This is a genomic window from Paenibacillus plantarum (genome assembly GCF_013141695.1).
Classification (GTDB): domain Bacteria; phylum Bacillota; class Bacilli; order Paenibacillales; family NBRC-103111; genus Paenibacillus_E; species Paenibacillus_E plantarum.
The window spans coordinates 40,629-65,297 of sequence record NZ_WHNY01000004.1; the positions used below are offsets into that span (position 1 = coordinate 40,629).

The window sequence follows — 24,669 nt, forward strand, 5'->3', positions numbered from 1 at the left end:
CCTTACTTCACTATTCCGATAAGTCCCAAATGAAAATTCGTCCCCGTGCATTCCTCTCGGTTACCGTGAACAACCTCTAGCTCCATATGATGCAGCCCGTCCTTCAGATCATCCGCGATCCAATAGATGCGGAACCAGCCTCCATCTTCACACCAATTAGGCCGATCGCGACAAGTCGTGATCGCAGGACCTCCGTCGAGCTTATACGTGAATTCAGCTGATTTTTTACCAAAATCGAAGGCTAATGCCAGCCCCTTGCCTGTAAATGAAAAGGACAGCTTCGCCCCGAATGCAGATGTGCTCAATATCTGATCAACCCAATGCATGTGAGCCGCAGCGCGTCTAGTCATCCACGGTCCATCCAACTGAACCTCATCGAAGGAGAGCGTACTCACATGTCCCCAATGATTGCTATTAAGCGGCGCTGCGATCGTTTTATCGATTACGCCACTCTCTGCATCGAGAGCCGTTAACAATTCTTTTTCCAAATAAGCAATCACACAATGCCCATAACTTAGACTGCCTCGATGCGTAGGATGAAGCCCATCCGGCAACCATTCGTCCCAGGTCATGCGGCCTTTCATCACTTCCTGCCAGGCATGCTGTCCGACCCACACCGTGCTGATGCCATAATGTTCCGCTAACTCTTCGAATTCAGCGATACTAGCTGGAACTTTCCCTTGAGACATGTCCTCGTACATTTTCTGACAGTAGGTATAAATAAATACGAGCTCACTTCGTCCGTCTGCCAATAGCTTGCGGATTAATCCCTCTCTCGCCCTCATCCGCTGTTCAGAGGGTGTATTGTAGTCATTGACGGCGAATTCAATGAAAATTAGATCACATTGATGGTTAATCAAGTCCCGCTCTGCACGGAAAACAGCCAAATCGCTGCCTGTCGCACCAATCGCAGCATTCTCCACTGTAATGCGTGCGTGAGGAAACGTTTCTACAAACCAACGTGCGACAGGCTCCGGCCAATTCGCCATCACTCTGCTATCTGCGGTTATGGACCCACCAATGAAACCCAACGTTAATTGCCCAGCTTGCAGCTTACTTTTGACTTGTGTTAAACGATTTCGAAGCTGTATGGTCTCCATTATGCATTCATCTCCATGTGAATTTCGAGTATGGTGAGCCCATTGGGCAGCAACCCACTCCTTCGTTTAAACGTAGCGAACACACGCTAAAATGTATACTGTAAATTACGTCGAAAATTATAAAAATTGTCGCAGTTACTCCCCCTGAAATTAAAAACTGCGTTCACCCTGTGGGGTGAACGCAGTTGCTGACTAAGGACAAATGTCCTATACATATTAATCTTATATCTTCAAGGCGTAATCGTATCCAACGCGAGCACGACCACACTTTTTGCCGGCATCAGGTATGTGGCTAACGGAGCATTCCCCGTTAATTCAGTCGTATTGACCTGGATTTCCTGACTTGTTCCCGTATTATGCGAATCGAGCGAATCGGCGGTCAATATGGTTTCCTTGACTGGCACGTAACCGTTCAACCCGCTGAAGTGAATTTGCCGCTTTAATTCCGGCTCGCGGTTGACAATAACGAGGTTGATCCCTGCAGCGGTTTTCATTGCGTTCACCGTAAGACTGGCATACTGATTCCCAACTTCTGTGGACTCGCCTGTCAGCGTTACGTGTACCACTTCACTGCCAAGGCTTTCATTCAGCAGCTTCATCAGATCAGCCATACCCGTCAAATAAAGCTGTCCAGTATCTGGTGATTTGTACACCAAGCCCCAAGGACCGGAACTAAACGAGTGATAGGTGGCAGAAGCAATTTCTGGGCGTTGGAACATCCGATTGAGAAATTGCGCCGTTCCCAAAACACCTTTTAACGCGTGTGTCTGATACCAGCTTTCCTTCCATGTTTTTCCTGGCAACGTATCCGGCCATACGGAATGCTCAGAAAGAAACACCTTGATTCGGTCGGAGCCGGTAATCTGCACAATATCGTCACGAATCGCATCCAAATATTGCTCCATCTTGCTGATCGGGTAACCCAAATAATACGGATGGAACGTCATATAATCGATATCGTCGCCTAGCTCTTGCAGGATGGCTTGATGCCATTCACGCCAAACTACGTTATCGTTATAGTCGCTCCACGGCGACGTTTTGGCTAGTACGGCAATCTTCGCATCTGGAATCAGATTACGAACTTCAAGGATCGTCTCCCTGCACGCCTCAATATAGGCTTCGACTCCGTCTGGACCAAACTTGGCGCTATATTTGGCAAAATCAAGCTCATTCCCAAGCTCCCATACGGCTACATTCACCGGAGCGACAATGCCAGCATCGATTCGCCGCTGTGCCCAATCGATACCGCCATTCGGATTGACACCACCGCCGGCTCCAGTCAAATATTCAACGCTATCTGCATGCTCCTCTGGCGTATCTAGCATCATGTTGAAATTCCAGACAAATTCGGCATTAGGGTCGACCTCCAGTACCGAGTGAAGCCACTCAGCAGGACCAAAACGGTAGACAGCGGCTGGTTCACCCCAGGTGCTTTGCGGCGTTCTTTGTGTAAGATCGCCGACCGCCTGCTGCCATCGGAATACTTGGGAGTCGCTGCCCGCCATCCGGTTCAGCGGCATCGGCAAGCCGAAATCGCGAAGCAGATCTGTATATTCACTTTTGATGTTTAGACTCGCCGGATTATCCTCCATGATGGCTATCTGGCTTTGATACCAGTCGTGATTATAGCCGAGCAAGCGCTTGCTAGCCTCCTTGACGACATCGTTCGTATTGATCGAAGCTGTTGCCGATGCAACGTCACTCTTCGTCGTTACCGTCAACGGCTGACTCGGTCCGGATAGATTACCTGCCCCGTCTCTCGCTATCACTTTGAACATATATGCCGAATTCGGTGTCAACCCTTCTGGTGTATACACGGTTCCAGTAACGGATGCGGTCAAAGCATTATTCATATACACATCGTACCCGGTAACCATGATGTTATCGCTCGCAGCGTCCCACAGGAGCTTCACCTTGGAGATGCCGATCTGCTCCGCTCTCAAGTTTTCCGGTGCTGTCGGCGGCTCATTGTCCTGAACGAAATCGATTGTCGCGGTTGCCGTCAAGCCCATATACGACGCTAGTAAAGTAACCGTGCCACTTCCCGAATTGCCAGTAAAGTACAGTCGGTTGTTAAGCACATAAGCCGCTCCAGAGCTAACCGACCACTTAACGGCTGGCGTAACTTCGATCGATTCCGAACCATATTGGGCTGATACAGGCAGCATACTTAAATCGGCGCTGCTGCCGATGGAAAACTGCTGGTAATTCGGTGTAACAGCGAGCGAATCCGGTTTTTTGGCTAGCACAGTATCGTCTGCATATAACGTTCCTGTGATGCCCCCGCCACCCGCTGCTCTGCGGATCAATAGTCTTACTTTGTTTTCGTCCGTGTTCATCACAATGGTTCCCTCGTATTTCGTCCAGTCCTGATTCGAACTTGTTTCAACGGTCGACTGAATCACTCTTTTAAAAGTGTTTCCGTTATAGCCCATCAACGTAATTTGCGGTTTATGTCCGCTGCTTATGATATTATCCGTCTTCAACCACAACTCATAATAATAAGCTGTGCCACCTTCAACAGCAGAAAACCGGTCGATCTCTAACGTCTTATCACTGCCGTCAAACACGATTTTTGCCGCTTTGGCCTCGCTTCTAACCACACCGCCCTGAATCGTGACCCCAGCGCCAGATACAGCGCCTTTCCCCCATCCGGTATAATCAGGTGTCAGCTCGAACCCGCTGTTGTAAGCAAATAAATTGTCATTGGCAGCTGCATTGATAACGCTTTCATATATGAATAATTGCAAGATGGTTATCGCCATCATAACGACCACAAGCATGGTGCTGATTTTCTTTTTCATAAGTCACAACCTTCCTTAGTTTCATATTTCATTGTTTTAGGACGAAGCATACAGCCAATGAGAGAACGCGTGGTACGCTGCCATCAGCGTACCAACGTCCAACAACGCTATTCTTCGCTCGAGTTGTGTCTCTCTCTTGCCTACCACCTTGCCTTACAGTTTGGTCTATATCTGTTACACCGACAGTCCGAGTTGCGCCCCCTGCCCTGTCAAAGCCTCTTGCACACTTCGGATATTCATCTCTCTCGGCGCCATATTCCCCCGTGCACAGAGAGCGGCAGCAGCTCCCGCCGCCTGGCCGATCGCCATGGCAATCGGCTGAATACGTATGGCCGAATGCGCTTCGTGCGTGGCGGATATCGGTCGGCCGCCCACCAACAAATTATCAATCTTTTTCGGAACAAGACAGCGGAACGGAATTTCATACCATTTCCCCGGTTCCAAATGTTGAATGACCGTGCCTTCGCCGTTCGGATTGTGAATGTCCACCGGATACGTGCCACGCGCGATGCAATCGTCGAATTTGCACGCTGACAATAGCTCCTCCGCGGTCAGCATATAGTCGCCGACAACCCTTCGCGACTCGCGTACACCGATTTGCGGAGCTGTCGTTTGCAAGTAGGCTTGTTCGAACCCTTCGACATGCCTTTGCAAAAATACAACGAGCTCTTGTACTTGACGCCGGCCTTCGATTTCCGCTTCCGTCAACTGCCACGGACAAGTCGCATCTTTCAGAATGATTCGTGTCGTGTTGAAATGAATAACGCCCGGCTGGTTCGCGTAAAACCAGAGCATATCCTCGCGCGGACAATCAATTTCCTTGCGCGCTTTCGCTTCAAGGAAGCGGCGCGTGATTTCCAACTTATCGGGCATGCGATCAGTGTCGACATTCGCCATACGGAAATTGAGTGTCATCGGCTGCATCAAGCTATCTACGCTGCGGCCTTTTTCCACATCAGCTCCTGCAAAACCTGCTAAATCAGCATCTCCTGTGCAATCTACGAATATGCGAGCACGCAGCTCCGTTAGTCCCGCTTTGTTCGCCACAATGACCGAACGGATCCCGCTTCCTGCCTCATCCATCCGCACGCCACCCAGAAAGGTGTGGTACAGCAACTCGACTCCCGCTTCTAGACATAATCGTTCGGCAACCACCTTTAACGCCTCCGGATCGAAAGCTGCCCTTTGTTTCGGATGTCCGTACATGCCGAGCTCCGTCATTCCCTCAATCAGTTCCTGCAGTACACCAAAAATAACTTGTACCTCTTTGCCGTCCGCCGAACTAGCCCAATAAGGCATCCATGGATTAACCATCATAGCCGTCCCAGCGCCGCCAAGAAAGCCGTATCTTTCAATTAAAAGCGTCTTCGCCCCAAGACGGGCAGAGGAGACGGCGGCGGCGATCCCGCCTGGACCACCCCCTGTCACGATGACGTCATATTCCAATTCCAGCATGTTCTCAACTCCTCTGCAGGTTATTTAATTAAGCCTTGCTCCTTGATTTGCTTCTCTGCTGCTTCCGTGTACAGTTTATACTTGAATGTGCCCTCCAACGTTTTCAGAAAATCGCTATATTCTGAGATCGGACGTTTGCCATACACGAATTTGACCAATTCTTCCGCTGCATAGCGATCCGCGTCCGCTTTATTGAACCCGGAAGGAGGCACAACAGAACTGTCAAACAGCCGAATGCGCTGCGCTTTTGCAGCAAATTCAATAATCGATTTCTGATTAGGGAACTTCGTGCTTAAATATTGATCGTTCGGACGCCCCGTTAGTTGATACATATAGAAGTGATTCCCTTCCTTAGCTAGCAGTTCAGTCATCGATACTTTACCGTCTTTCAGGTTGTAATGCTTACCCTCGATGCCGTACATGACCAGATTGTTACCTTCCTGCGAAGATACATAATTGATATATTCGAACACTTTATTCAATTTGACCGGATCTTTCTCAAGCGACTTCGGAATAGCCATCAGCCGGGAGGGTTTATCGAAATCGAACGAACCGTCGAATTGTCCTGCTGGTCCTTTTGGAGCAGGGAGCTGAACCCATTCGGCATTCGGATTTACCGTCTTGTATTGGTTGACCATTTCGTCCTTCGCAATGTCGGTCCATGCCATGTTGACAATACCTGCTTTTCCTTGGAACGCTTTTTGCTGCACGTTGCTGCCTTTATTGGTCATAAACTCAGGATCGACCACGTTTGCATCTATCATCTTTTGAATGAAAGCAAGTGCTTGCGGCATTGCGGGGTCATTGAAGGCATTCATTAATTTGCCATCTTTGCCGTAGAAGACGCCAGAGCTGAACATGTCGCTAACACCGAACGCACCTAACACCGGAGCAAATGCATTGAACTCAAGTCCCGTCAGCCCATAGGTGTCTTTCTTCGAGTTGCCGTCTGGATCTTTCTCCGTAAACGCTTTAGCGACCTCCAACAGCTCGTCGATCGTCGTCGGCATTTTCAATTGCAGCTTATCCAACCAATCTTTCCGTATCCAGAACGAGTTGAAAGGCAAGTCGCCATTACGCGGAATTGCATAAATTTTACCGTTAACCGTCGATTTCTTTAGTAGATCGCTGCCAAGTGACGTGATGAACGTTTTTGCCGGCTTCAGCTCCTTATCGAGGTACGGCGTTAAATCGAGCAACAACCCTTTATCTGCATACTCCTTCATATCGATGTTTGATACTTGGAACAAGTCAGGGGAATTGCCGCCCGACATGCGGACCCTCAGCTGATTGTTGTAGTCCTCAGCCGTCTGAATCGCGGTCAACATCAGATTGGTTCCGAGCTTAGCGTCCAACTCCTTCTTAAGCACATCCGCCTCCGGTAAAGGCAACCCCGTACCTGTCAAGGAAATGTTCAATGTTACGGGAGCTGCGGGTTTGGCACTCTCGCCTTGATTCGATGTCGCAGGACTAGCGGAAGACTGTTTTTTCTCTGCGTCTCCTGTAGCGCAACCCGCTAGCAAACTGCCTCCCAGCGCCAATACAGCCGAAACTGCGGTAACTCGTTTCCATGTTTTTTTCATGCACGAACCCCTTCTTTCTTCGTCTTTGTGTTGGATACGTCCTATTTCAACCTTTAATAGAACCGAGCAGCATTCCTTTTGTAAAATGTTTTTGCAAAAACGGATATACAATAATGATGGGCAAGCTCGCGAGCACCACAGCGCTCATTTGCATCGTCACCGTCGGTACCATGTTTTCGGCGCTTTCTAGTGGCTGCTGCGTCATCATCAAGATTTCACGAACAACCACTTGAAGTGGATACAATCTGCGGTCCGTCACATACATGATTGCGGCAAAAAACTGATTCCAATGACCAACCGCATAAAACAGTCCGATCGTGATCAAGGACGGCTTCGACAGCGGGACAACGATCTGCCTCAAAATGCGAAATTCCTTAGCCCCGTCAATTCGCGCTGATTCGAGCAGCTCTTCCGGCAAGTTTTCAAAAAAACTTTTCATAATTAACACATTAAAGCTCCATATGGCACTGGGCAGAATCATCGACCATATCGAATCGATCAGTCCCGTTGCCTTCACAACCAAGTAAGTCGGAATGATCCCGCCACCGAACAGCATGGTAAGGACCACCATACCGAGGAAAAAGCTGCGCCAAGGCATGTTCTTCCTGCTTAACGGATAGGCCATAAGTGTAGTCAACACGAGGTTAATTAGGGTGCCGACTACCGTGATTAAAACGGTTACCTGCAAAGAGCGGAAAATGTTCGACGTCTCCAGCAATTTGCTGTAAGCACTTATGGTCACATGCTTCGGTATAAGCACATAGCCTCCATTCTTCAGCACTTCTCCGTAAGGCGTCAGCGACACGGAAACGACGTATAAAAGCGGCAAGACAGCTGCCAATCCAACTAGGACAAGCAACGTGTAGGCAATACCATTAAACACTCTTTCCCCCGGCATCCTTACCATATGCTCTCCCCCCATCTTCTTGCCAGCCGATTAGAGCCAAGCACAAGCACTAGGCCGATCACCGATTTAAACAGTCCGACAGCGGAAGCCAAGCTAAAGTTCCATTGTTCCAAACCGGTACGGAATACCCAAGTATCCAAAATGTCAGCTACTGGATAAACGTGTACGTTATACATGATGTAAATTTGATCGAACCCTGCATCCAGCATCTGTCCCAGACGCAAAATTAGCAGCAGCACAATAACGTTGCGGATGCCCGGCAGCGTAATATGCCAAATCATTCTCACTCGACTCGCCCCATCTACACGAGCTGCTTCATAGAGTGTCGGATCAATTCCCGCCATCGCAGCCAAGTAAATAATGGCCCCCCAACCCATGTTCTGCCAAATGTCCGAACCGACCAGAACGGTCCGAAACCATTCGGTTGAACTGAGGAATGGAATCGATTGGCCACCTGCCTCCATGATCCAGCGGTTCACAATACCTGAATTTTCGGATAACAAGACGACCAAAATTCCGTAAATGATGACCCAGGACAAAAAATGCGGCATGTAGCTGAGCGTTTGGACGATGCTTTTCAACCATTTATACCGGCATTCATTCAGTAAAATCGCAAGGGCAATTGGCGGAATCATCCCGAAGATGATCTTGTATACACTGATTAGAACCGTATTGCCAAGCAGCTGCGAAAAATAAGGGGATTCATAAAACTCTTGAAAATGTTTGTACCACGGGTCAGCCCAAGGGCTTTTAACAATACCTTCGAGAATGTCATAATCCTTGAACGCAATGATCAAGCCGTAAATTGGAACATATTTGTAAATGATGTAATAGACAACTCCTGGCAACAGCATCAGGTAAAATGCCCTAAAGCTCCATACCCTTCTCCAATAAGCATGTTCCAATCGGCAAACCTCCTCTCCTCATGTTATGAACTTATCGTAACAGGTAGCGGAGGCGCGAATAAGGAACGGAATTGCCTACATCATAGAACGGATTTAACTTGTATGCTGCGGTTCATTCTGTGACTCCATTCGTTTTCGATATACGCTTGGCGTTATTCCCGTCACACGCTTGAATATTTTAATGAAATAGTTGTCATTGCTGAAACCAACATTGCACCCTACATCGCTGACGGATAAATCGGACTCGGCCAAAAACACCTTCGCCTTTTCGACGCGATAGTGCTGTACGTAGTTAATCAGATTTTCCCCCACCTTTGATTTAAACAACCGACTGACATAATGCTCCTCCATCGCAACATATCTAGCCATTGATTTGAGCGTAATATTCTCATCGTAATTTTGCCGGATAAACCGGATGATTTTATTTATCTCTTCGTGGTCTGTCAGATCTTCCTCAGATGCCGCTTTATGCTGCAAATACCTTTCGATTCGTTGCCAAAACAGCTCTTTCAGCCGCTGGGAAGAAGCAACTCCCGTCAATTCTCCAGAAGGCAGTCCAGGATGATTGACAATCCGCGCAAAAAGGTGGTCCAGCCTTACCGTTGTTTCTTTAACAAACGTAACCGGTATCGTCAGCTCCCTCATTTCGTTCCACAGCAAATCAAGTATCGTCTTGCAAGCTTCCACTTTACTCTGTTCGAAGATGAGCAGTAGCTCCCTCTCGTGCGACCATGATAAGGCTGAGAAGGGTTGCCTGGATTGCCCAAAGCGGGCATCAACGCTTACGAAGCCTATTCGCCCGTCATGCCAGCACCTGTCCAGCATGAGCAGCGCGTCGAACCAGACTGTGCCAAGCTTGGAGGCCGAGAACGGTTTGGCATAAACTGCGGCGCACAAAATTCCTGATTCGTCAGATGCAGGCACTTTCCAAGCCAAAGTACGGTCGCTCCAGCAAAAGACGGTCGTAATGCCGTCCTGCGTGAACGATGACCATTCGTACGGTCCATTCATAACATCCGAGCCAAGGAAACCTATTCGACGTGCTTGCTCCAAGCAAAAATCCGTGTTATCGTTCAAAAAAGCACACATGAAAACGTTCTGCGGAGAGAATGCAGGTAGCGACTCCATCTCATTTTCCAAGCCTGGAAGCCCATTGTCTCTAAGGTAAAAACGATCCCAAAGCGAGCGATACAAGTCACGGTACCGGTACAAGCTCTGTTTCGCTTGCAGCTCGCGGACTTCCGCTCGGCTCTCCAGCTCCCGCTTGATTTTATGCAGTGCCGCTTCGAGCGACTTCACATCCATCGAAAGCTTGAGCAAATACCCAGATGCGCCATATTCGAGAGCCTGCCTTGCAAATTCGAATTCGTTCATACAGGTCAACATCAGAAACCGGCAGTCCCATCCACCCGTACGGGTCTCCTTTAGCAACTCGATTCCATCCATCAGAGGCATGACGATATCCGTTATAACCAGATCAGGGCTGCACGACCGGATTAGCTCAAATGCCTCTTGGCCGTTCCCCGCTTCTCCAACGAGCTCGAAGCCGTGCTCCCGCCAATTGATTCTGCCGACGATCGTTCTCCTCACTAATGGCTCGTCCTCAACGATGATCAGTTTCCACATGAAGATCCCCTCCCTTGCTATATGGAACCGACATCAGCAGAGGAAATCGCAGCCGTACCAATGCCCCGTCCTCCAGCTCCATCAGTTGCAGCTCTGCATTCTTTTTGAACAGGAGCTCCAGCCGTTCCTTCACATTTGTTAATCCGATACCTTTTCGCATCCGCTTCTGTCTTAGCCGCTCCGCTTCCCGCAAGCCTTGGCCGTTATCCTGCACCTCCACCACAAGTGAGTCATGCTGCTCATAGATGCGAACGACGATTAAACCCCCACGGCTCATTCTCGCGAATCCGTGTACGATTGCGTTTTCTACAAGAGGTTGCAAGCTGAGCTTTGGAACGAGCACATATTGAAGTTTCTCGTCGTATTCGTAACGAAAGTCGAACAGATGGTCGAACCTTACGTTTTGAATGTACAAATACGCGTTGATCAGCTCGATTTCTTCTTTCAGATGAATCAGCTCCACTTCCGCATTAAGACTCGTTTCTAGCAGTTTGCCTAGTTGTATGCATATTTCCGATGTCACCTGATCTTCCCTGTCGATCGCGTGCCATTTCAATGTATTCAGCGTGTTCAGCAAAAAATGCGGCTTCATCTGTGCCAGCAGCATTTGAAACCGTACAGCTTCCTTCTGTCGTTCCTCCTGTTTCAGCTGATGCACCAGTACATTCGTATCTGTGACCATTTGATTGAAAGAATGTGCTAACGCAAGTATTTCACCACGGTAATTCGTCTCCGGTAAAAACGTTTTCAACCTCATTTTCACCATGTCCTCCATTTTTTTCTTGAGCTGATGAAGTGGCCTTGTGATGGTGGATGAGACAAACAGCGTAAGACCAATAAAGGCAACGGTCAGCAACAAAAAGGTGATTACCATGCGCCTTTCCAGCAGCTTCAGATCGCCGAAATAAAAGCGAAGCGGAAATTCACCTATGATCTGCCATTTTTGCGGAGTCAAAGCTATCGAGTTATATAGCATAGAATAACGTTCATCAATATAAGACAGCAGTTCCTGATCGGGGCTTTGCAGCAGCTTATGGACCACTTCTGAGCTCATCCCGCTCATTTTCTCCGTCTGAGCTAGCAACTTGCCTGCTTCATCAGCCAAATAATAGTTTTGTTGTACTGGAAAATCTTTGGCAATTCCTTTCATCCAAGCCTCATAATCGAAACGGATGCGGACGACACCCACAAGCTTCCCCCGTTCCTTGAGCGAACCCGTTAGCGTCAGCATGTGGGCACTCTCGCTAAGCCCCACTGGCAAATCGTTTCGGTCTGCGGATAGCCAGCGATAGCTTTCGCTGCTGTTTTCCAGATCGCGAATAGCCCGGATGCTCCAATCAGGCAACCTTTCCCCTTGCGGAGCATCGAAGGAATCGTATTGACTGCCGGTCACGTCTGCCACCGATATATACAAATACCGGCCTTGAGAAAGATTGCGATTACGCATTTTCTCAAGTACTTCGCGAATTTGCCTACCGTTATCACTGGATGGACCATTGCCGCCGGCTTGCAGCGCTTCCATAACGGCAGGTTCTTTTTCCAATTGAACCAGGTGCAGAAACATAGCCTTCACCGTGTCGTTATAGTCCGTTTTCATAATGTTCAGCTGCGCGCCGAATTGCTCGCTGATTTTGTTTACGATCAGATCCTCTGTCTGCCGGTAATAGTAGAGCTGCAGAATAAACAGAGGAATCAGAATCACGAGTACAAAGCCGAAAAACAAACGGAATTTAATTTTTTGCGGCAGCAGCTTGCGAAGAAGTCCCATCATTTTCAACATAGCCTCCCCATACAATGACATAATCCGCCTATGATACATTTTATGTTACAGCACTTTATTTATCATGAACAGGAACAGTTTTATCTTGCCAATTGAACATATTTAACGTAATCCGATCGGTTCATCTGTAAATGAACGAAGACCCTCTGAAACAAACAGAGGGTCTTCGTCTCATATCCATGATCGCCAAGATAATCAGTGGATAAAAAAATCCCCTCCAAGTTGCACTCGTTTCCTTATGGTACCATAAGGTTTTTATTGAGTGTTTACTTAAAGGGGATATTACCATTCTCTTTAACGCTTGACCAATCCTTTTCCAACCTCACTTACGGATGGTCCACGATGCTTTCCGTATCCAATCTCGTGGCTTCTCCACTGTAAATCGTCATTCAATTCCCGCCAGTGTAAGTTCATAAAATTATCCTTTGTCTTTACAATATGATCTTCGAGAAGTTTACGATGAACTGCCAACTGTTCGGCATATGCAGCATGCCTCGCTACATTTTTCGTTTCATAGGGGTCCTTGGCAAGGTCAAACAATTCCTCACCGTCACCAATATAATGCGTATATTTATAGGCATCTGTCCGGACCATTCTGCCAGGACTGATGGAGAAATCCCATTCCGAATACCACTGACCAATGATATATTCACGTTCCAGCTTTCCTTGTCCCATCATCAAGGGCATCAGGTTTTCGCCACGCAGTGTCATTGGCTGCTCAATCCCTGCATAGGAACAAAGTGTCGGAAACAGATCCAGCAGACTTGTCAAGACATGTTCCGTACGTGACGGCTGATTGCGAAATTTCGGAATATTGAATATCAACGGTACACGGTTGGTTTCTTCGTAAAAATCCACATCTTTCGTGACCTTGCCATGACATGCCATGCTGTCGCCATGATCTGACATGAAAAGAATCAGCGTCTCTTCATACTTGCCTGACTTCTCAAGCGCGTCCAGAACAAGACCGATTTCTGCATCTACCCGCTGAATATAGTGATAGTAAGCTGCCAGATAATATCTGAAGCTTTCACTCTCCCACTCCGATGCCTGAGCCTGACGAGTATGTGAACAACAAAGATATTTGACGGAATCGGGCCTGTTCTCAATGTCATCGAACTCAAAATTCGGTGGCAATGGCGGCAACGGGCTGCCCGGGTCCACATCCACATGAAGCCCCTTATTTTTTCCAGTCCAGGAGCATATGTCATGCGGGTTTACAAAATCTGTAATTATAAAGAAGGGTTTTTCAGAATCCCTGATCGATTGCAGATAGGCCACAGATTTTTCCGTCGTAAAACGATCACGCTTCGTATCCTCAGATACAGGCCATGCCTGTGTGCCTTCAACTTCTAATGAACCTTCCTCTTCACAATAAAAACCTCTTAACGCTCCAGCATCATGAGTCTTTCCAAAATGAACTGTATCATAACCCGCCTGACTGAACACCCTTCCTATTGTTGGGAGATCAGCAGGAATTGCTTTCTTTCCTTCATTGGATAGAACACCTGTCTCGTGTGGATACACACCGCTCCAGATAGAAGCTCGGGCGGGCATGCATAACGGTACCGTGGTATAACATCGGTCGAATGCAATCCCTCCCTCCTTCATTATTCTGTTTATATTCGGGGTTTCTGCCATCCCGCCATAGACAGGCAGTGCCTGCCATGAAAGCTGGTCAGTGACAATAATAAGGATATTCTTCAGATTATTCATTGTGTCCCCCTCCATTGTAACTTTCATTATTTATTTACATGTGCTCAAGCAGATTCATCATATCTTCTTCCTTGTGCGCGAAGATACTTCTTAAATCCTGAAAATCAGGTAGGCTTCTGTCAGTGACATCCAGCATAGCGACATGAAGTACTGCATCACCGTCGGCGGCTGTTTGCTCTGGGTCATTAGCAAGGAAATGGATATCCACTGCATAGTTGATTAGCTCTGGATCAGAAACAATATCAGGGTATAGCTCATCTTTTTTCCATAATTCCACTTCAACATCTGATCTTGATTCCCAAACACAAAGCAGCCGAACATTATTCTTTGTTAATAGCAGTACCTTATCTTCAAGAACCTCACAAATCACGTCCAGTTCCAAAAACCACCGTTGAATGTGCTTTTGTTGCTGACGCATACCGTGTTCAATGATATCCTTCACGATCCATCCCTTTGTTCTTGAAAAAACAACGGTTCGTTGATGACGGCAGAACGTATATGCATCATGATACCCTTGAACGAGCATACCCTGAGGGGTTGTTTCATATCGGCTGATATGGACATCCGGACGGTAGACCCCCCATCGGTTCGCATACATTCGGTTGGGCTGAACCGCCGATCCGTGAACAAGCACCGTATTATGTGACTCCATATTATACATAAAACCGCGCAGATCACTGTTCATGCGAATTTTATGGTACAATGCACCGGAATAGGGTTCACCGATAATCTGCTGCCCCCGAAGAACCATGATCAGCGAGAGCATGTCAATATGGTTGTGTCCGCACACCCCACAGTTTTCCTTAATGGACATGATAAAATAGTTGGCATCTCTCTTCCAACTACTTCGGCTTGCTGCAAATCCCACGGTGTTATCGCAATAATCGAGCGAGGGCAACTGGTCCTCCATTAACGTCGCTCCATTCCTGACAGCCAATACGGCTGGGGGGTATGAATTATCCGTCATTTGCATAGCTGCTAGCAAAAATGGCTCAATACTCGTCCCCTGATTGTCTCCGATATTCGGGAAACGTTCCGTCGGCTGTGAGATTGAAGTCAGAACAGAAATACTTTTCTCAAGGGAGACAAGTGATACGTCGTCCAAGAGGGGGTCATTGTTCAGTCGTGCAATCGTAACTGCGCGAAACAGCATATCTCCGATGGTTGCACCTGCCCAGTAGGAGGTAGAGTGCTCTCCATAGCCCCCACGAGAATTAAAGTCATCCTTAAAGTGTTCTAGAATGACTTCCCTGCAGCGGAGCTTCATGGCTTCGATCACCGGAAACTCCGGCAGCATAACCGCCAATATATAAGGCAAGACCCCTCTTTCCCATAAATGGTGATTATGTGGACGATAGGTGTCGGTATCAAATCTGCGATATTGTGACCCAAAAAACCAAATACGGCCGATGATTTTAAAGGCCAGATCATCCGGAAGTGTATACGGCAGCTCCGTGTAAAGTAGTGTCAACAAAACAAGGGTAAGTCCGCCGACACTCATGGCATCCCGATCATCGGTCAACATCCAATGCCCCGCATCAGCGTCTTTATTTTCAATAATCAGCTCGTATGTCTCAAAGAATTTTTCCAGAATCTCTCTGAACTTAGTTGCAATCCGGATGTCTCCATTCTCGTGATATGCAACCGCAAGAGACTCGTAAAATTGCCCCCGTGTGAACATATCGTGAGGGTAGCGATGGCGTATAACGTTATCCGTCAGAGCATTATGCAACAGCATATTTTCGAAGTACTCCCCAAGGAAATGCTCTCCACGCTTACCGCTCGGCAACAGATAAATGTTGTTCATCATCTTTTCTGCCACCTTTAAACAAAGTTCCTTGAGGCTCCCTTCTAAACCATTCGATGACTGGTACGAAAGCGGTGATGTATCCGGATCCATAGGTCGCAGTGGCATTCCTCGGTAATCAAACAAAAAGGTTCGGTTCTTCCGGTTATGAAAATACGCCACGACCTCATGCTTTGCAAGCTGTTCGTCACCTTGCTCGAGTGCCCTTCTGACCTTTTGAAGACCTGGATAATTAAGATTAAGGGCTTCAAATACTTGCTTATCCGTGATATCCGTTTCTCTGTCCAACAGTTTACCTAGAGGAGTCATTTGATTCACCGTCCCATTCACCATGATTTCTTCTTGCTCCTTTATCTGCAAAAGTGATATGTTTCTATTGTTTCACGGCTCCAATCATGACACCCTTTTCAAAGTACTTCTGTACAAATGGATACACAAATAAAATAGGCAGGGTAACAATCATAATGGTTGCATATTTAATCGTTTCACCAATTGACTCTTGTTGCCCTACCTCAGAATAGGTCGACATAGAGCTTGTATCATTTTGCACAAGGATCTCACGTAAGATTAACTGCAGCGGGTACATCTTTTTGTCTGTCAAAAAAATCATCGCATTAAACCATGAATTCCAATGACTCACAAGATAGTAAAGCGTAACAACAGCGACCATAGGCTTAGCCAGAGGAAGCACGACCCGACAAAGAACGGTGTAGTCTGATGCGCCATCTATTCTTGCCGCTTCTTCCAAACTCGCAGGAATCGAAGCAAAGCCCGTTCGTAGAATTATCAAGTTGAAAGTATTAATGGCAGTGGGAAGAATAATTGCAAGAAACGTGTTATCTATGCCAAGTCCCTTAACAGTGAAGTAAAATGGAATCAGTCCGCCTTGGAAATACATAGTGAAAATAATAAACAATGTGATCGGTCTTTGAAACAAGACATCCTTTCTGGACAAGAAATAAGCCCCTAGAGAAGTCATAAAAACATTCAGGGTTACACCGCTGACAACAATGATACTAGTATTAATAAATCCATTAAGAATGTACTTGTTATTAAACACGGCTTCATAGGCCTTGATGCTAAAACCCAGAGGTTTTATGAGCGGTCCACTGTAGGCCATCAGTAATTCCGGCTTGCTCAATGATGAAAAAAGGACATGCAACATTGGATAGAGTGTTACGCAAATCATAAATATCATAAATATTGCATTGCCTGAGTCAAATATGAAGCCACTAGGGCTTTTCTTTTTCACCTGTATCCCCCCTCATTACCACAAACTGTTTTCATTTGTCTTCCTGCTTATATAATTAGCTCCAACAACCAAAATGAAATTAATGACGGAATTGAAAAGACCGACCGCCGCACTAAAGCCCCAATTCAGTTCAACAAGCCCTCTTCTGAAAACAAAGGTAGAGATAACATCTGAAGTACTGTAGATCCCAGGATTATACAATAAGATAATTTTCTCAAATCCTACGTTGAGCATGCTGCCCAAACGCAATATTAGCAAAATAACGATCGTAGGTATAAGCGACGGGATTGTAATATGAATAATCTGATGAAAGCGGTTGGCACCATCCATCTCTGACGCCTCGTAAAATGAGGGATCGATTGTTGATATGGCAGCAATGAAAATAATAGAACTCCATCCAACATTTTGCCAAATATCAGATATGACATATATGGGGACGAATAAAGATGGATCGCTAAGCATAGTAGCCGGAGTGCCCCCAAAAAAACTAACAATGTAGTTAATGACCCCTGTATCCATGGTGAAAGATTTAATCATACCGCATACAACAACAATGGAGATAAAGTGCGGCATATAGGTGATGGTCTGAACAATATTCTTTCCTTTCAACCACTTTAGCTCATTAAGCAACAGTGCAAAAATGATCGGAGCAGGAAAATCAAACAATAAACTATAGAAGCTTATTTTTAGGGTATTCCAAAGGACTCGTCCAAAGTAAGCGCTTTGAAAAAACATCTGAAAATTATCTAGTCCAATCCACTTGCTTCCGAGTATACCTTTCCCAGGCGAATAATTCTGAAAGGCCATCAGCACTCCATACATAGGGATATAAGAAAAAATAAGGTAAAACAAAATAACCGGCAATACCAACAGGTAGAGTCTGTAATTTTTTTTATAATCTTTGGTGATTTTATTCAGCAAACCACTTCTTTTAACGGCAGCACGCTCAAGCTGAACCTCGTATTGCACGCAGTTCCCCCCTTATGTTTTATTCTACAAAGATATATTTCAAAACCATGCAGAGCTGGATTTTTTTCTTTGTAATTAAGCATGTACAGTGCACATAGGCACTCATGCACTGTACCTCCATGAAATAACTTACTTTTGGTTCATATAACGATTATAGGCTGCCTGATTGATTTCAATGGCTTTATCAATATTCAGCTTTTTCAACTGAGCTACGAAATCTTCAAAAGTATCCATCTTAGCTCCACCCATAATAAATTTAATTTTACTTTCATCCAAATAAGTCTTTGCTGAACCCATGACGCTCGCCAGAGCAGCACTTTCTTCGTTGGTGAAATTCACTAAAGGAAGCGCATATTTTTCATTATCGTTAGCGCTCCATACCTTAACGGCATTTTTCTGCTCCTCGGCTGAGTAATACTGCTCAATATATGGCTTTTCCTGAATATAGGGGCCATTATAACCAGCACGAGAATAGAAGGCCATAGCAGCCTGCATGGACAGACCCTTTGGATTATTTGTAACAAGATCTGTGTAAGTAGGGTAATTGTTCACCAAATTAAAGCTGGTGCCTTCCCTACCATAGTTAAAGAGCTTTCTTCCTGCATCACTGTAAGCATAATCCAACAATCGTGCGGCCAATTCAACATTCTTGCTAGAGCGTGAAATAGCAGCGGCTCCGCCTGTATTCATATATGTCCGCTGTTTATTACCAAATTTAGGGCGTTCGCCTTTGTTCAGAACCGGATAAGGTGCTGCTTCAAGATCATATTTAGCATTCGTCTTTCGGCTGGTGAGGTTATACTTGCCAAGATCTCCTCCGGCAGAGCCAATGGTAGCGCCTGTTTTGCCATTGATCATATTGGCTTGAAAGGTCTTGACATCAAAGGTTGCAAAATTCTGATCCAGAAGTTTCTTGGAGTACCATCGAGCCATGGTAGACAGATATTCTTTATACCCGTTTTCAAGGGGACCGTAATGTACTTTTCCGTTTTCAACATAAAAACCTTCAGTTACGCCAAAAGCCCCCATGAACATACTTCCGCCAAGCCATTGGTTTGGATCCGCCGAATATGGTGCCGAGACCCCTTTCTTCTCCTTAAATGCGGTCAGCATGGCTTCCCAATCTGCCATAGTCTCAGGTATAGGAAGGTTCAATTCATCCAGCCAGTCCTTCCTTACCATTGGGCCTGATGTGACCTTCAGTGCATCATCTGAACGAATACCCGGAAAGGCATAATACTGTCCGCTTGAGGTCTTGACTGATTTGTCAAGCTCCTGATCTTTAGTGAGATAGCTTTTAAGGTTCGGTGCATATTTATCAATCACTTCATTTAAAGGAATAATATACTTCTGTTCAATGGCGTTTTGCGGTCCACCGGTAAAGCCATACCAGCCCCATTCAATAATATCAGGCAGATCTCCTGATGCGAGCATAATGCCAAATTGTTCATCAACGCTGGCTGCTGCCGGGTGAATAAACTTTACCTTAATGCCCGTTTGCTTCTGGAGCTCCTTCGCAAATTCTGTTTCGCCCATATTTGCAGAGCTTGCAGACACATTAGAGCTCAAAGGCATCCAGTATGTAAGTGTCACATCCGTTTTAATCGGGTAGGAACTCGTGTCTGATTTTGGAGTGCTATTCGCAGAACTTGAAGGACTTGGCGTTTCCTCATTATTACTGCAACCGGTAAGTCCCAGTGCCATAGATGCAGTCAATGTCATAGCTGCAAATTTCACTGATTTTGATTTTAAGTACATTTGTATTGCTCCCCTTTCTAATTTGCATATCAGGTTTTAGGCCTGCTTTCATGGTAAAGTCTCATAAACAACTAAACAATAGACACAATTGTACAATTCATTGTTTCAGCAATTTTGTCCATCCGGAGACGTTCGTTTCCAGTTCCGGATGGACATTTTGTCATAAACGATACCCAATTGTCCATTTCGAATGGTCCTCTAGCAGTCTGGATTTCAATTGTTCTTCCTGTTGCCAAACAGATCAAAAGCCCGTAAAGTCTCTATTTATCAGAGATTTACGGGCTTATATCTTCCAGACTTAACAATGTTATTTGTAATGTACAGATTGCAATAGACATTCTGCCCACAATTGGATCAAACTGACTATTTGGATTTCACCTAAGTATTTGAGCGTTACGATTCATCATGTTCTTCGTCTATAAACTGCCCCGGAGTAGTTCCTTCATATTTCTTATATAATCGCATGAAGGTTCTATAGCTTGCAAAGCCGGACTGTGCCGCAGCATCCGCAAGCGTCATTTTATCTGTTGCCGCCAACCCCTTGAACGTAGCAATTCTTATTTTGTTCAAATAGTCGATAATTCTTTCACCGGTATGATCTTTATAAATCTTCGAAAGCTGTCTGCCGTCCATTTTAAAGTAATCTCCAATGGCCGTCATATTAAGATTAACATCAAGATAATTAAGCTCAATATACTCTGTCACTCTGTTTACAAGGTTTGAAATGTTAGACGCTTTGAATTCCTGAAGAGCATCTGAAAGCCTTATTTGATCTTCCAGTTTGTGACTGACATTATCCTTCACTTTGAGCTGATTCAACATACTCACAGCCTCCAGATAGGCTTGATTGATGCCTTTCACGCCGGAATGTGCTGAGCTCAACACCGTTTCAAAACAAACAAACCCATGTTTTCGTAAAAACGCAATGGTCTCATGGATAAGCTCAGTGATCGTTGCTTCGACCGCACTCCCTTCCTCCTCGCTATAATTAAAAATGCATGCTATTTCTCTTCCCCCTACTGACGACATAGCCCTGCCCACTTTTGAACTTCTTGCTGACAATTTCATTAAAAGCATTTTCGAAAATGCCTTCGATGTTATGGTAGTTGTCGCCAGTATCTGGTTCCTGGACATCTAATTCGTCACTAAAACACGGAACAGCAATTGCTACCCTAAACCGATCTGAATAAAGTTTAATTCCAAACTGATCAAACAATCTCTCAATGGTACTACTGCTATCGACCTTACCGTTAAGCATGCGCATGATAAAATCATTTCTTAGAATTTTCTTATTTTCCTGTACTAGGGTTTGAATGGTATTTGAAATATACTTGTATTCATCTTCCGTTTGTTTCTGATCCCATGCCTGAACTGAGGTACTTTCAATAATTTCTAAAAGCTTGTGAATCGGCTTGTAGTTCCGTCGTATAAACCACCAAATCATGGCCATGCCCCCAACAAGTATGACAAAAATACCTACATATACGATGCCGCGTGCAAACTTCAATGTCTCCCAGTATTTCGCATACGGTGTGATGAGGCACAGATTGATCCCCTGTATAATAGACTCTTTATAGGTAAGGATATATTCTTTATCGAAAAGATTTACAACCTGGTTGTTCTGATTCGCATTCACTTCAAGAGCCTCAATGCCTTTCGTTAATTGAGTATCTGTACCAAACAATGCCCCTCCCTGATTGTTTACAAGGAAATAATTGATATCTCCATGTATCTGGTGAATTGTATTCCTGAGTGAAAGAGAATCTGATACAACAAATAAAGATGCGCTTTTCTTGCTGACTCCCCCCATAGGCAAGGAAGCTCTTAGAAGGAGCGTTAATCCCCCGTCTTTGTTTTTTTGGGTATCAAATACTGTTCGTGTATCCTTTTTTATTTGAACAATCCATTCCTCATAAGTCATATCAAATTCCTGGAAATACGATTGATAATACGAAAGGCTGCTTGAAATACCATTCTTATATACAATGGTATCCATATCTTGTATATAAATAAAACTCTGAGAAATGTTCTTGTTCCCATATTGATAATTAAACAAATCTTTTTGCAACAAATACATGGCGTATTGACGTTCAGAATCTGTTGCCCTTTCATTCAGTACCTGCTGCAGATTTATATCTAGCGCAACTTGTGAACTGATCCGATTCATATCGTACAGCATCGTGTTGATCTGTTCAGCAATTTGCACAATGGTATAACGGTTGAAATCTTCAATTACACTCTTGATCACACCATCGAGCTTTATGTAACACATACTCATAATTGCAATAATAAACACCAAAACTGCCATGTATGAAATTGTCCATTTGTACACAATGGTTTTTCGAAGCGGTTTGAGTTTTCTCATAGAATGGCATTCCTCTTTCTAAGGTACCTGAAGATTTTTCAATTATAGAACAAAATACCCAATTTACTCAATACTTCATCGCGCTTTCAAAGCCTCTTTGTAAGGTAAAAATAGACTAAGCCTTTAGGTTCGCGACCTAAAAACTTAGCCTGCTATTTCTGATCCCGACTCGCCCTTGAATGAGACAATCTAACCTTGTTTCAATCTTTTACACTCGCTTGATCTCAACGGTTCTTTGTTCTTGGCGAGATTGATCCGCTGCGAATCCGATCAAGTGCCCGTGAAGTGACTGCTCCAGAGATGTGGAGGAAATCGATGGCACCGCACCCCTCAGTACTTTTACGAAATCAGCAGTAAGAAGCAAGTCTCCTCCGCCATGCAGATCTCCAGATACGCCAACCTCAAACTGTTGCTCGGAATAAATGTGGCCTTTGCGAGCATCGGGGTGCCGGATGACATAAGATCCTTCCTCCATTTCCCCCTGAATTTCACCTTTCGTCCCCACGATATGAATGGAACGACCTGGTTTCGAAGTGCCTCCAGTCATCACATGCGTTCCAGAACTGCCGTCTGCGAACTCCATAATTACCGTTTGATGATCGACCACATCATTATCACAGTGCCAGACACAACGACCGTATGGACTATCCGTTCGAAGTGATTCAGCCAATTCCTCATCACTTATCGTAACGCCCAAATGTGTATTATAGGTTACATATGCACTCCACAATCGCTGCTCAATGTAATGTTTCCGCGCAGAATAAGGGCAGTTTTCCTCAATGGAACAGTCGACCAGACAGCGCGTGCCCGCCCCAGAAGGCGCTTTCTCAGGCCTGAATTGTTGGAGACCTCCGAAACTGCTTACTTTCACCGGTTGAACGTCTCCTTTCATCCAAGCTAATACGTCCAAGTCGTGGCAGCTTTTCGCCATGAGCATGGAGGAACCTCCTTTATCCACACGCCCCCATTTTCCTCTGACATACGCCATGGCCATATGGTGGTAAGTGACGTTCTCGCTTGTCGTCAAACTGACAATATCGCCAATTACGCCATCAGCTATTTGTTGACGAATAGATGCATAGAATGGCGCATAGCGCAGCACGTGACAAATCATGACTTTTCTGCCAAGGCGTTTGGCTTCTTCATATAGACTCAAGACTTCGTCTTCGCTGATACCAATGGGTTTCTCTAACATAATGTCATATCCAGCCCTTAACAAAGGTATCGAAGTGGATACATGCAAATGGTCCATCGTTCCGTTAATCACGGCATCCGCCATCTTAGGTTTAGTTATAAGCTCATCAATATCAGAAAAACAACCTTCATCTGATAGATCAAATCTCTCCTTGGTCAGAGCTCTACGTTCAACATCTGGATCGACAACCCCGACAATTTTCATCTGTTCAGGATGCATCTCGGCGAATGAGGCATAAATCAGACTGCGGTGACCGGCACCTACGATTACGACAGTGACAGGTCTCTCGTGATCATATTTATTCTTATCATCAATATCCATGGATAATTGGTTGCTCATTCTCAATTCCCCCTAACCCTTGAATCCCACTGTAAAGTACATCTTTTTATTTTACTTCACAGTCAATCATGACGTGAATCGTATCCCCTTTATGTTCATTTCTAAGTTGGAACGCTCGTGCGACTTCCGCTAGTGGAACGACGTGTGTGATCATTTCTTCCGTGTTCACTAAACCGTCCAATACGAGGCGTAATCCTTCCTCAAAATACCGCCGGTTGTCGATATCCCGCTTAGGCTCTGTAGAAAATATGTCAAGGCGCTTTTTATGAACTTTAAAGAAATCGACGGGTGTATGACAAGTGCCGATACAACCATACATGACAATACGCCCATTCTGTGCTGCGGCATTGATGGCATCAACCATCCCGTCGCCTTCTAGTAAGCAAGGGATCACAACGTCGAAACCATCAGGGAAGTCAGCACCGACAATATCCATTGTATTCGCATGCTCATCAGGCATCTTATACGTATGAGTTGCCCCGTATTTTCGGGCGAGTGCTAATTTCTCATCGAATAAATCGGTAACGACCAAATTTTTCGGACTGAACATGCTCACCACTTGCGTCATGACGAGCCCACTCACGCCTTGACCTGTAATTAGTACGTTCTTATTAGGAGAGATGTCTCCCAGTTCGGCAGCGTGAATGATGCCCGGAAGCACTTCGATCAAGGAGCCTTCAATCAGCGGAAGATCCTTCGGGAGTACCTTTAGGGAGAAAGGTGTGCAGCACACATATTCAGCAAATGCACCCCAAACATAGCGCAACGCGACAGGGTCGCCTTCCTTGACACCGATCACATTCGGTCCGACCTTATCGATCACTCCCGCTACTTCGTGACCCAACCTTGTAGGATAAGAGATAAACTCCGGTTCGCGGGCGCCACGGAATACTTCGACGTCACTACCGCAAATGCCAACCCATTTTATTTTAACTCGAACTTCGCCTTCCTTCGGCTCCGGGATTAAAGCACGTCTAACGCTAATTTCACCGATTGCATCCATAACAGCACACATTTGAGTGCCAGGACCCTCGTAATCTACCAATTCCATTGGAGGAACGGACATTTTTCTAACCATATTGTTAATCTCCTTCCGAAATCACAAAAT

General features: G+C 45.6%; 17 protein-coding genes. All 17 read right to left on the minus strand.

Translation table 11 applies throughout. The features are described 5' to 3' along the window. Positions 1 to 2: 2 nt before the first annotated feature. The 17 genes from GC096_RS00145 to GC096_RS00225 all read right to left on the minus strand — a co-directional run bounded on the left by GC096_RS00145 (position 3) and on the right by GC096_RS00225 (position 24,639). A complete protein-coding gene (locus tag GC096_RS00145; RefSeq protein WP_171628279.1) occupies positions 3 to 1,100 on the minus strand; it encodes an SGNH/GDSL hydrolase family protein in 1,098 nt (365 codons plus the stop codon). 230 nt (positions 1,101 to 1,330) lie between these two features. After that, positions 1,331 to 3,904 (minus strand): fibronectin type III domain-containing protein, encoded by a 2,574-nt coding sequence (locus GC096_RS00150; protein WP_171628280.1) that lies wholly within the window; start codon positions 3,902 to 3,904, stop codon positions 1,331 to 1,333. Between the two features lie 174 nt (positions 3,905 to 4,078). Further along, complete coding sequence (locus GC096_RS00155; protein ID WP_171628281.1) at positions 4,079 to 5,359, minus strand: FAD-dependent oxidoreductase; 1,281 nt, start codon at positions 5,357 to 5,359, stop codon at positions 4,079 to 4,081. Between the two features lie 20 nt (positions 5,360 to 5,379). After that, positions 5,380 to 6,942, minus strand: a complete 1,563-nt coding sequence (locus GC096_RS00160; protein WP_171628282.1) for an extracellular solute-binding protein — start codon at positions 6,940 to 6,942, stop codon at positions 5,380 to 5,382. A 46-nt stretch (positions 6,943 to 6,988) separates the two neighbouring features. After that, positions 6,989 to 7,849, minus strand: a complete 861-nt coding sequence (locus GC096_RS00165; RefSeq protein WP_171628283.1) for a carbohydrate ABC transporter permease — start codon at positions 7,847 to 7,849, stop codon at positions 6,989 to 6,991. Next, the gene (locus GC096_RS00170) at positions 7,843 to 8,703 is read right to left on the minus strand and encodes an ABC transporter permease (RefSeq protein WP_171628500.1); all 861 of its coding nucleotides are present in this window, start codon (positions 8,701 to 8,703) and stop codon (positions 7,843 to 7,845) included. Before GC096_RS00170 ends, GC096_RS00165 begins: the two co-directional genes overlap by 7 nt. Positions 8,704 to 8,847: 144 nt before the next feature. Further along, the gene (locus GC096_RS38535; protein WP_171628284.1) at positions 8,848 to 10,380 is read right to left on the minus strand and encodes a helix-turn-helix domain-containing protein; all 1,533 of its coding nucleotides are present in this window, start codon (positions 10,378 to 10,380) and stop codon (positions 8,848 to 8,850) included. Further along, positions 10,358 to 12,160 (minus strand): sensor histidine kinase, encoded by a 1,803-nt coding sequence (locus tag GC096_RS00180; protein WP_171628285.1) that lies wholly within the window; start codon positions 12,158 to 12,160, stop codon positions 10,358 to 10,360. The genes GC096_RS38535 and GC096_RS00180 overlap by 23 nt, the downstream gene beginning before the upstream one ends. Positions 12,161 to 12,454: 294 nt before the next feature. Further along, the gene (locus tag GC096_RS00185; RefSeq protein ID WP_171628286.1) at positions 12,455 to 13,876 is read right to left on the minus strand and encodes a sulfatase family protein; all 1,422 of its coding nucleotides are present in this window, start codon (positions 13,874 to 13,876) and stop codon (positions 12,455 to 12,457) included. A gap of 34 nt (positions 13,877 to 13,910) precedes the next feature. Beyond that, a complete protein-coding gene (locus GC096_RS00190) occupies positions 13,911 to 16,016 on the minus strand; it encodes a heparinase II/III family protein (RefSeq protein WP_171628287.1) in 2,106 nt (701 codons plus the stop codon). Between the two features lie 40 nt (positions 16,017 to 16,056). Beyond that, entirely contained in the window at positions 16,057 to 16,881 is an 825-nt protein-coding gene (locus GC096_RS00195; protein ID WP_171628501.1) for a carbohydrate ABC transporter permease, read from the minus strand. 69 nt (positions 16,882 to 16,950) lie between these two features. Further along, a complete protein-coding gene (locus GC096_RS00200) occupies positions 16,951 to 17,904 on the minus strand; it encodes an ABC transporter permease (RefSeq protein WP_171628288.1) in 954 nt (317 codons plus the stop codon). A gap of 129 nt (positions 17,905 to 18,033) precedes the next feature. Then, a complete protein-coding gene (locus tag GC096_RS00205; RefSeq protein ID WP_171628289.1) occupies positions 18,034 to 19,662 on the minus strand; it encodes a type 2 periplasmic-binding domain-containing protein in 1,629 nt (542 codons plus the stop codon). Between the two features lie 393 nt (positions 19,663 to 20,055). After that, complete coding sequence (locus GC096_RS00210; RefSeq protein WP_171628290.1) at positions 20,056 to 20,691, minus strand: helix-turn-helix transcriptional regulator; 636 nt, start codon at positions 20,689 to 20,691, stop codon at positions 20,056 to 20,058. Further along, a complete protein-coding gene (locus GC096_RS00215; RefSeq protein WP_171628291.1) occupies positions 20,651 to 22,027 on the minus strand; it encodes a hypothetical protein in 1,377 nt (458 codons plus the stop codon). Before GC096_RS00215 ends, GC096_RS00210 begins: the two co-directional genes overlap by 41 nt. A 208-nt stretch (positions 22,028 to 22,235) precedes the next feature. After that, on the minus strand, positions 22,236 to 23,561 hold the full coding sequence (locus GC096_RS00220; RefSeq protein ID WP_246302489.1) for a Gfo/Idh/MocA family protein: 1,326 nt from the start codon (positions 23,559 to 23,561) through the stop codon (positions 22,236 to 22,238). 46 nt (positions 23,562 to 23,607) lie between these two features. Further along, positions 23,608 to 24,639, minus strand: coding sequence for a zinc-dependent alcohol dehydrogenase (locus GC096_RS00225; protein WP_171628292.1), 1,032 nt, complete (start codon positions 24,637 to 24,639; stop codon positions 23,608 to 23,610). Positions 24,640 to 24,669: the final 30 nt, after the last annotated feature.

Excerpts from the sequence above, each read along its gene's own strand:
- GC096_RS00145 (WP_171628279.1), bottom strand. The coding sequence starts at position 1,100 with ATGGAGACCATACAGCTTCGAAATCGTTTAACACAAGTCAAAAGTAAG.
- GC096_RS00150 (WP_171628280.1), bottom strand. The coding sequence starts at position 3,904 with ATGAAAAAGAAAATCAGCACCATGCTTGTGGTCGTTATGATGGCGATA.
- GC096_RS00155 (WP_171628281.1), bottom strand. The coding sequence starts at position 5,359 with ATGCTGGAATTGGAATATGACGTCATCGTGACAGGGGGTGGTCCAGGC.
- GC096_RS00160 (WP_171628282.1), bottom strand. The coding sequence starts at position 6,942 with ATGAAAAAAACATGGAAACGAGTTACCGCAGTTTCGGCTGTATTGGCG.
- GC096_RS00165 (WP_171628283.1), bottom strand. The coding sequence starts at position 7,849 with ATGGTAAGGATGCCGGGGGAAAGAGTGTTTAATGGTATTGCCTACACG.
- GC096_RS00170 (WP_171628500.1), bottom strand. The coding sequence starts at position 8,703 with ATGCTGTTGCCAGGAGTTGTCTATTACATCATTTACAAATATGTTCCA.
- GC096_RS38535 (WP_171628284.1), bottom strand. The coding sequence starts at position 10,380 with ATGTGGAAACTGATCATCGTTGAGGACGAGCCATTAGTGAGGAGAACG.
- GC096_RS00180 (WP_171628285.1), bottom strand. The coding sequence starts at position 12,160 with ATGTTGAAAATGATGGGACTTCTTCGCAAGCTGCTGCCGCAAAAAATT.
- GC096_RS00185 (WP_171628286.1), bottom strand. The coding sequence starts at position 13,876 with ATGAATAATCTGAAGAATATCCTTATTATTGTCACTGACCAGCTTTCA.
- GC096_RS00190 (WP_171628287.1), bottom strand. The coding sequence starts at position 16,016 with ATGGTGAATGGGACGGTGAATCAAATGACTCCTCTAGGTAAACTGTTG.
- GC096_RS00195 (WP_171628501.1), bottom strand. The coding sequence starts at position 16,881 with ATGATATTTATGATTTGCGTAACACTCTATCCAATGTTGCATGTCCTT.
- GC096_RS00205 (WP_171628289.1), bottom strand. The coding sequence starts at position 19,662 with ATGTACTTAAAATCAAAATCAGTGAAATTTGCAGCTATGACATTGACT.
- GC096_RS00210 (WP_171628290.1), bottom strand. The coding sequence starts at position 20,691 with ATGTCGTCAGTAGGGGGAAGAGAAATAGCATGCATTTTTAATTATAGC.
- GC096_RS00215 (WP_171628291.1), bottom strand. The coding sequence starts at position 22,027 with ATGAGAAAACTCAAACCGCTTCGAAAAACCATTGTGTACAAATGGACA.
- GC096_RS00220 (WP_246302489.1), bottom strand. The coding sequence starts at position 23,561 with ATGAGCAACCAATTATCCATGGATATTGATGATAAGAATAAATATGAT.
- GC096_RS00225 (WP_171628292.1), bottom strand. The coding sequence starts at position 24,639 with ATGGTTAGAAAAATGTCCGTTCCTCCAATGGAATTGGTAGATTACGAG.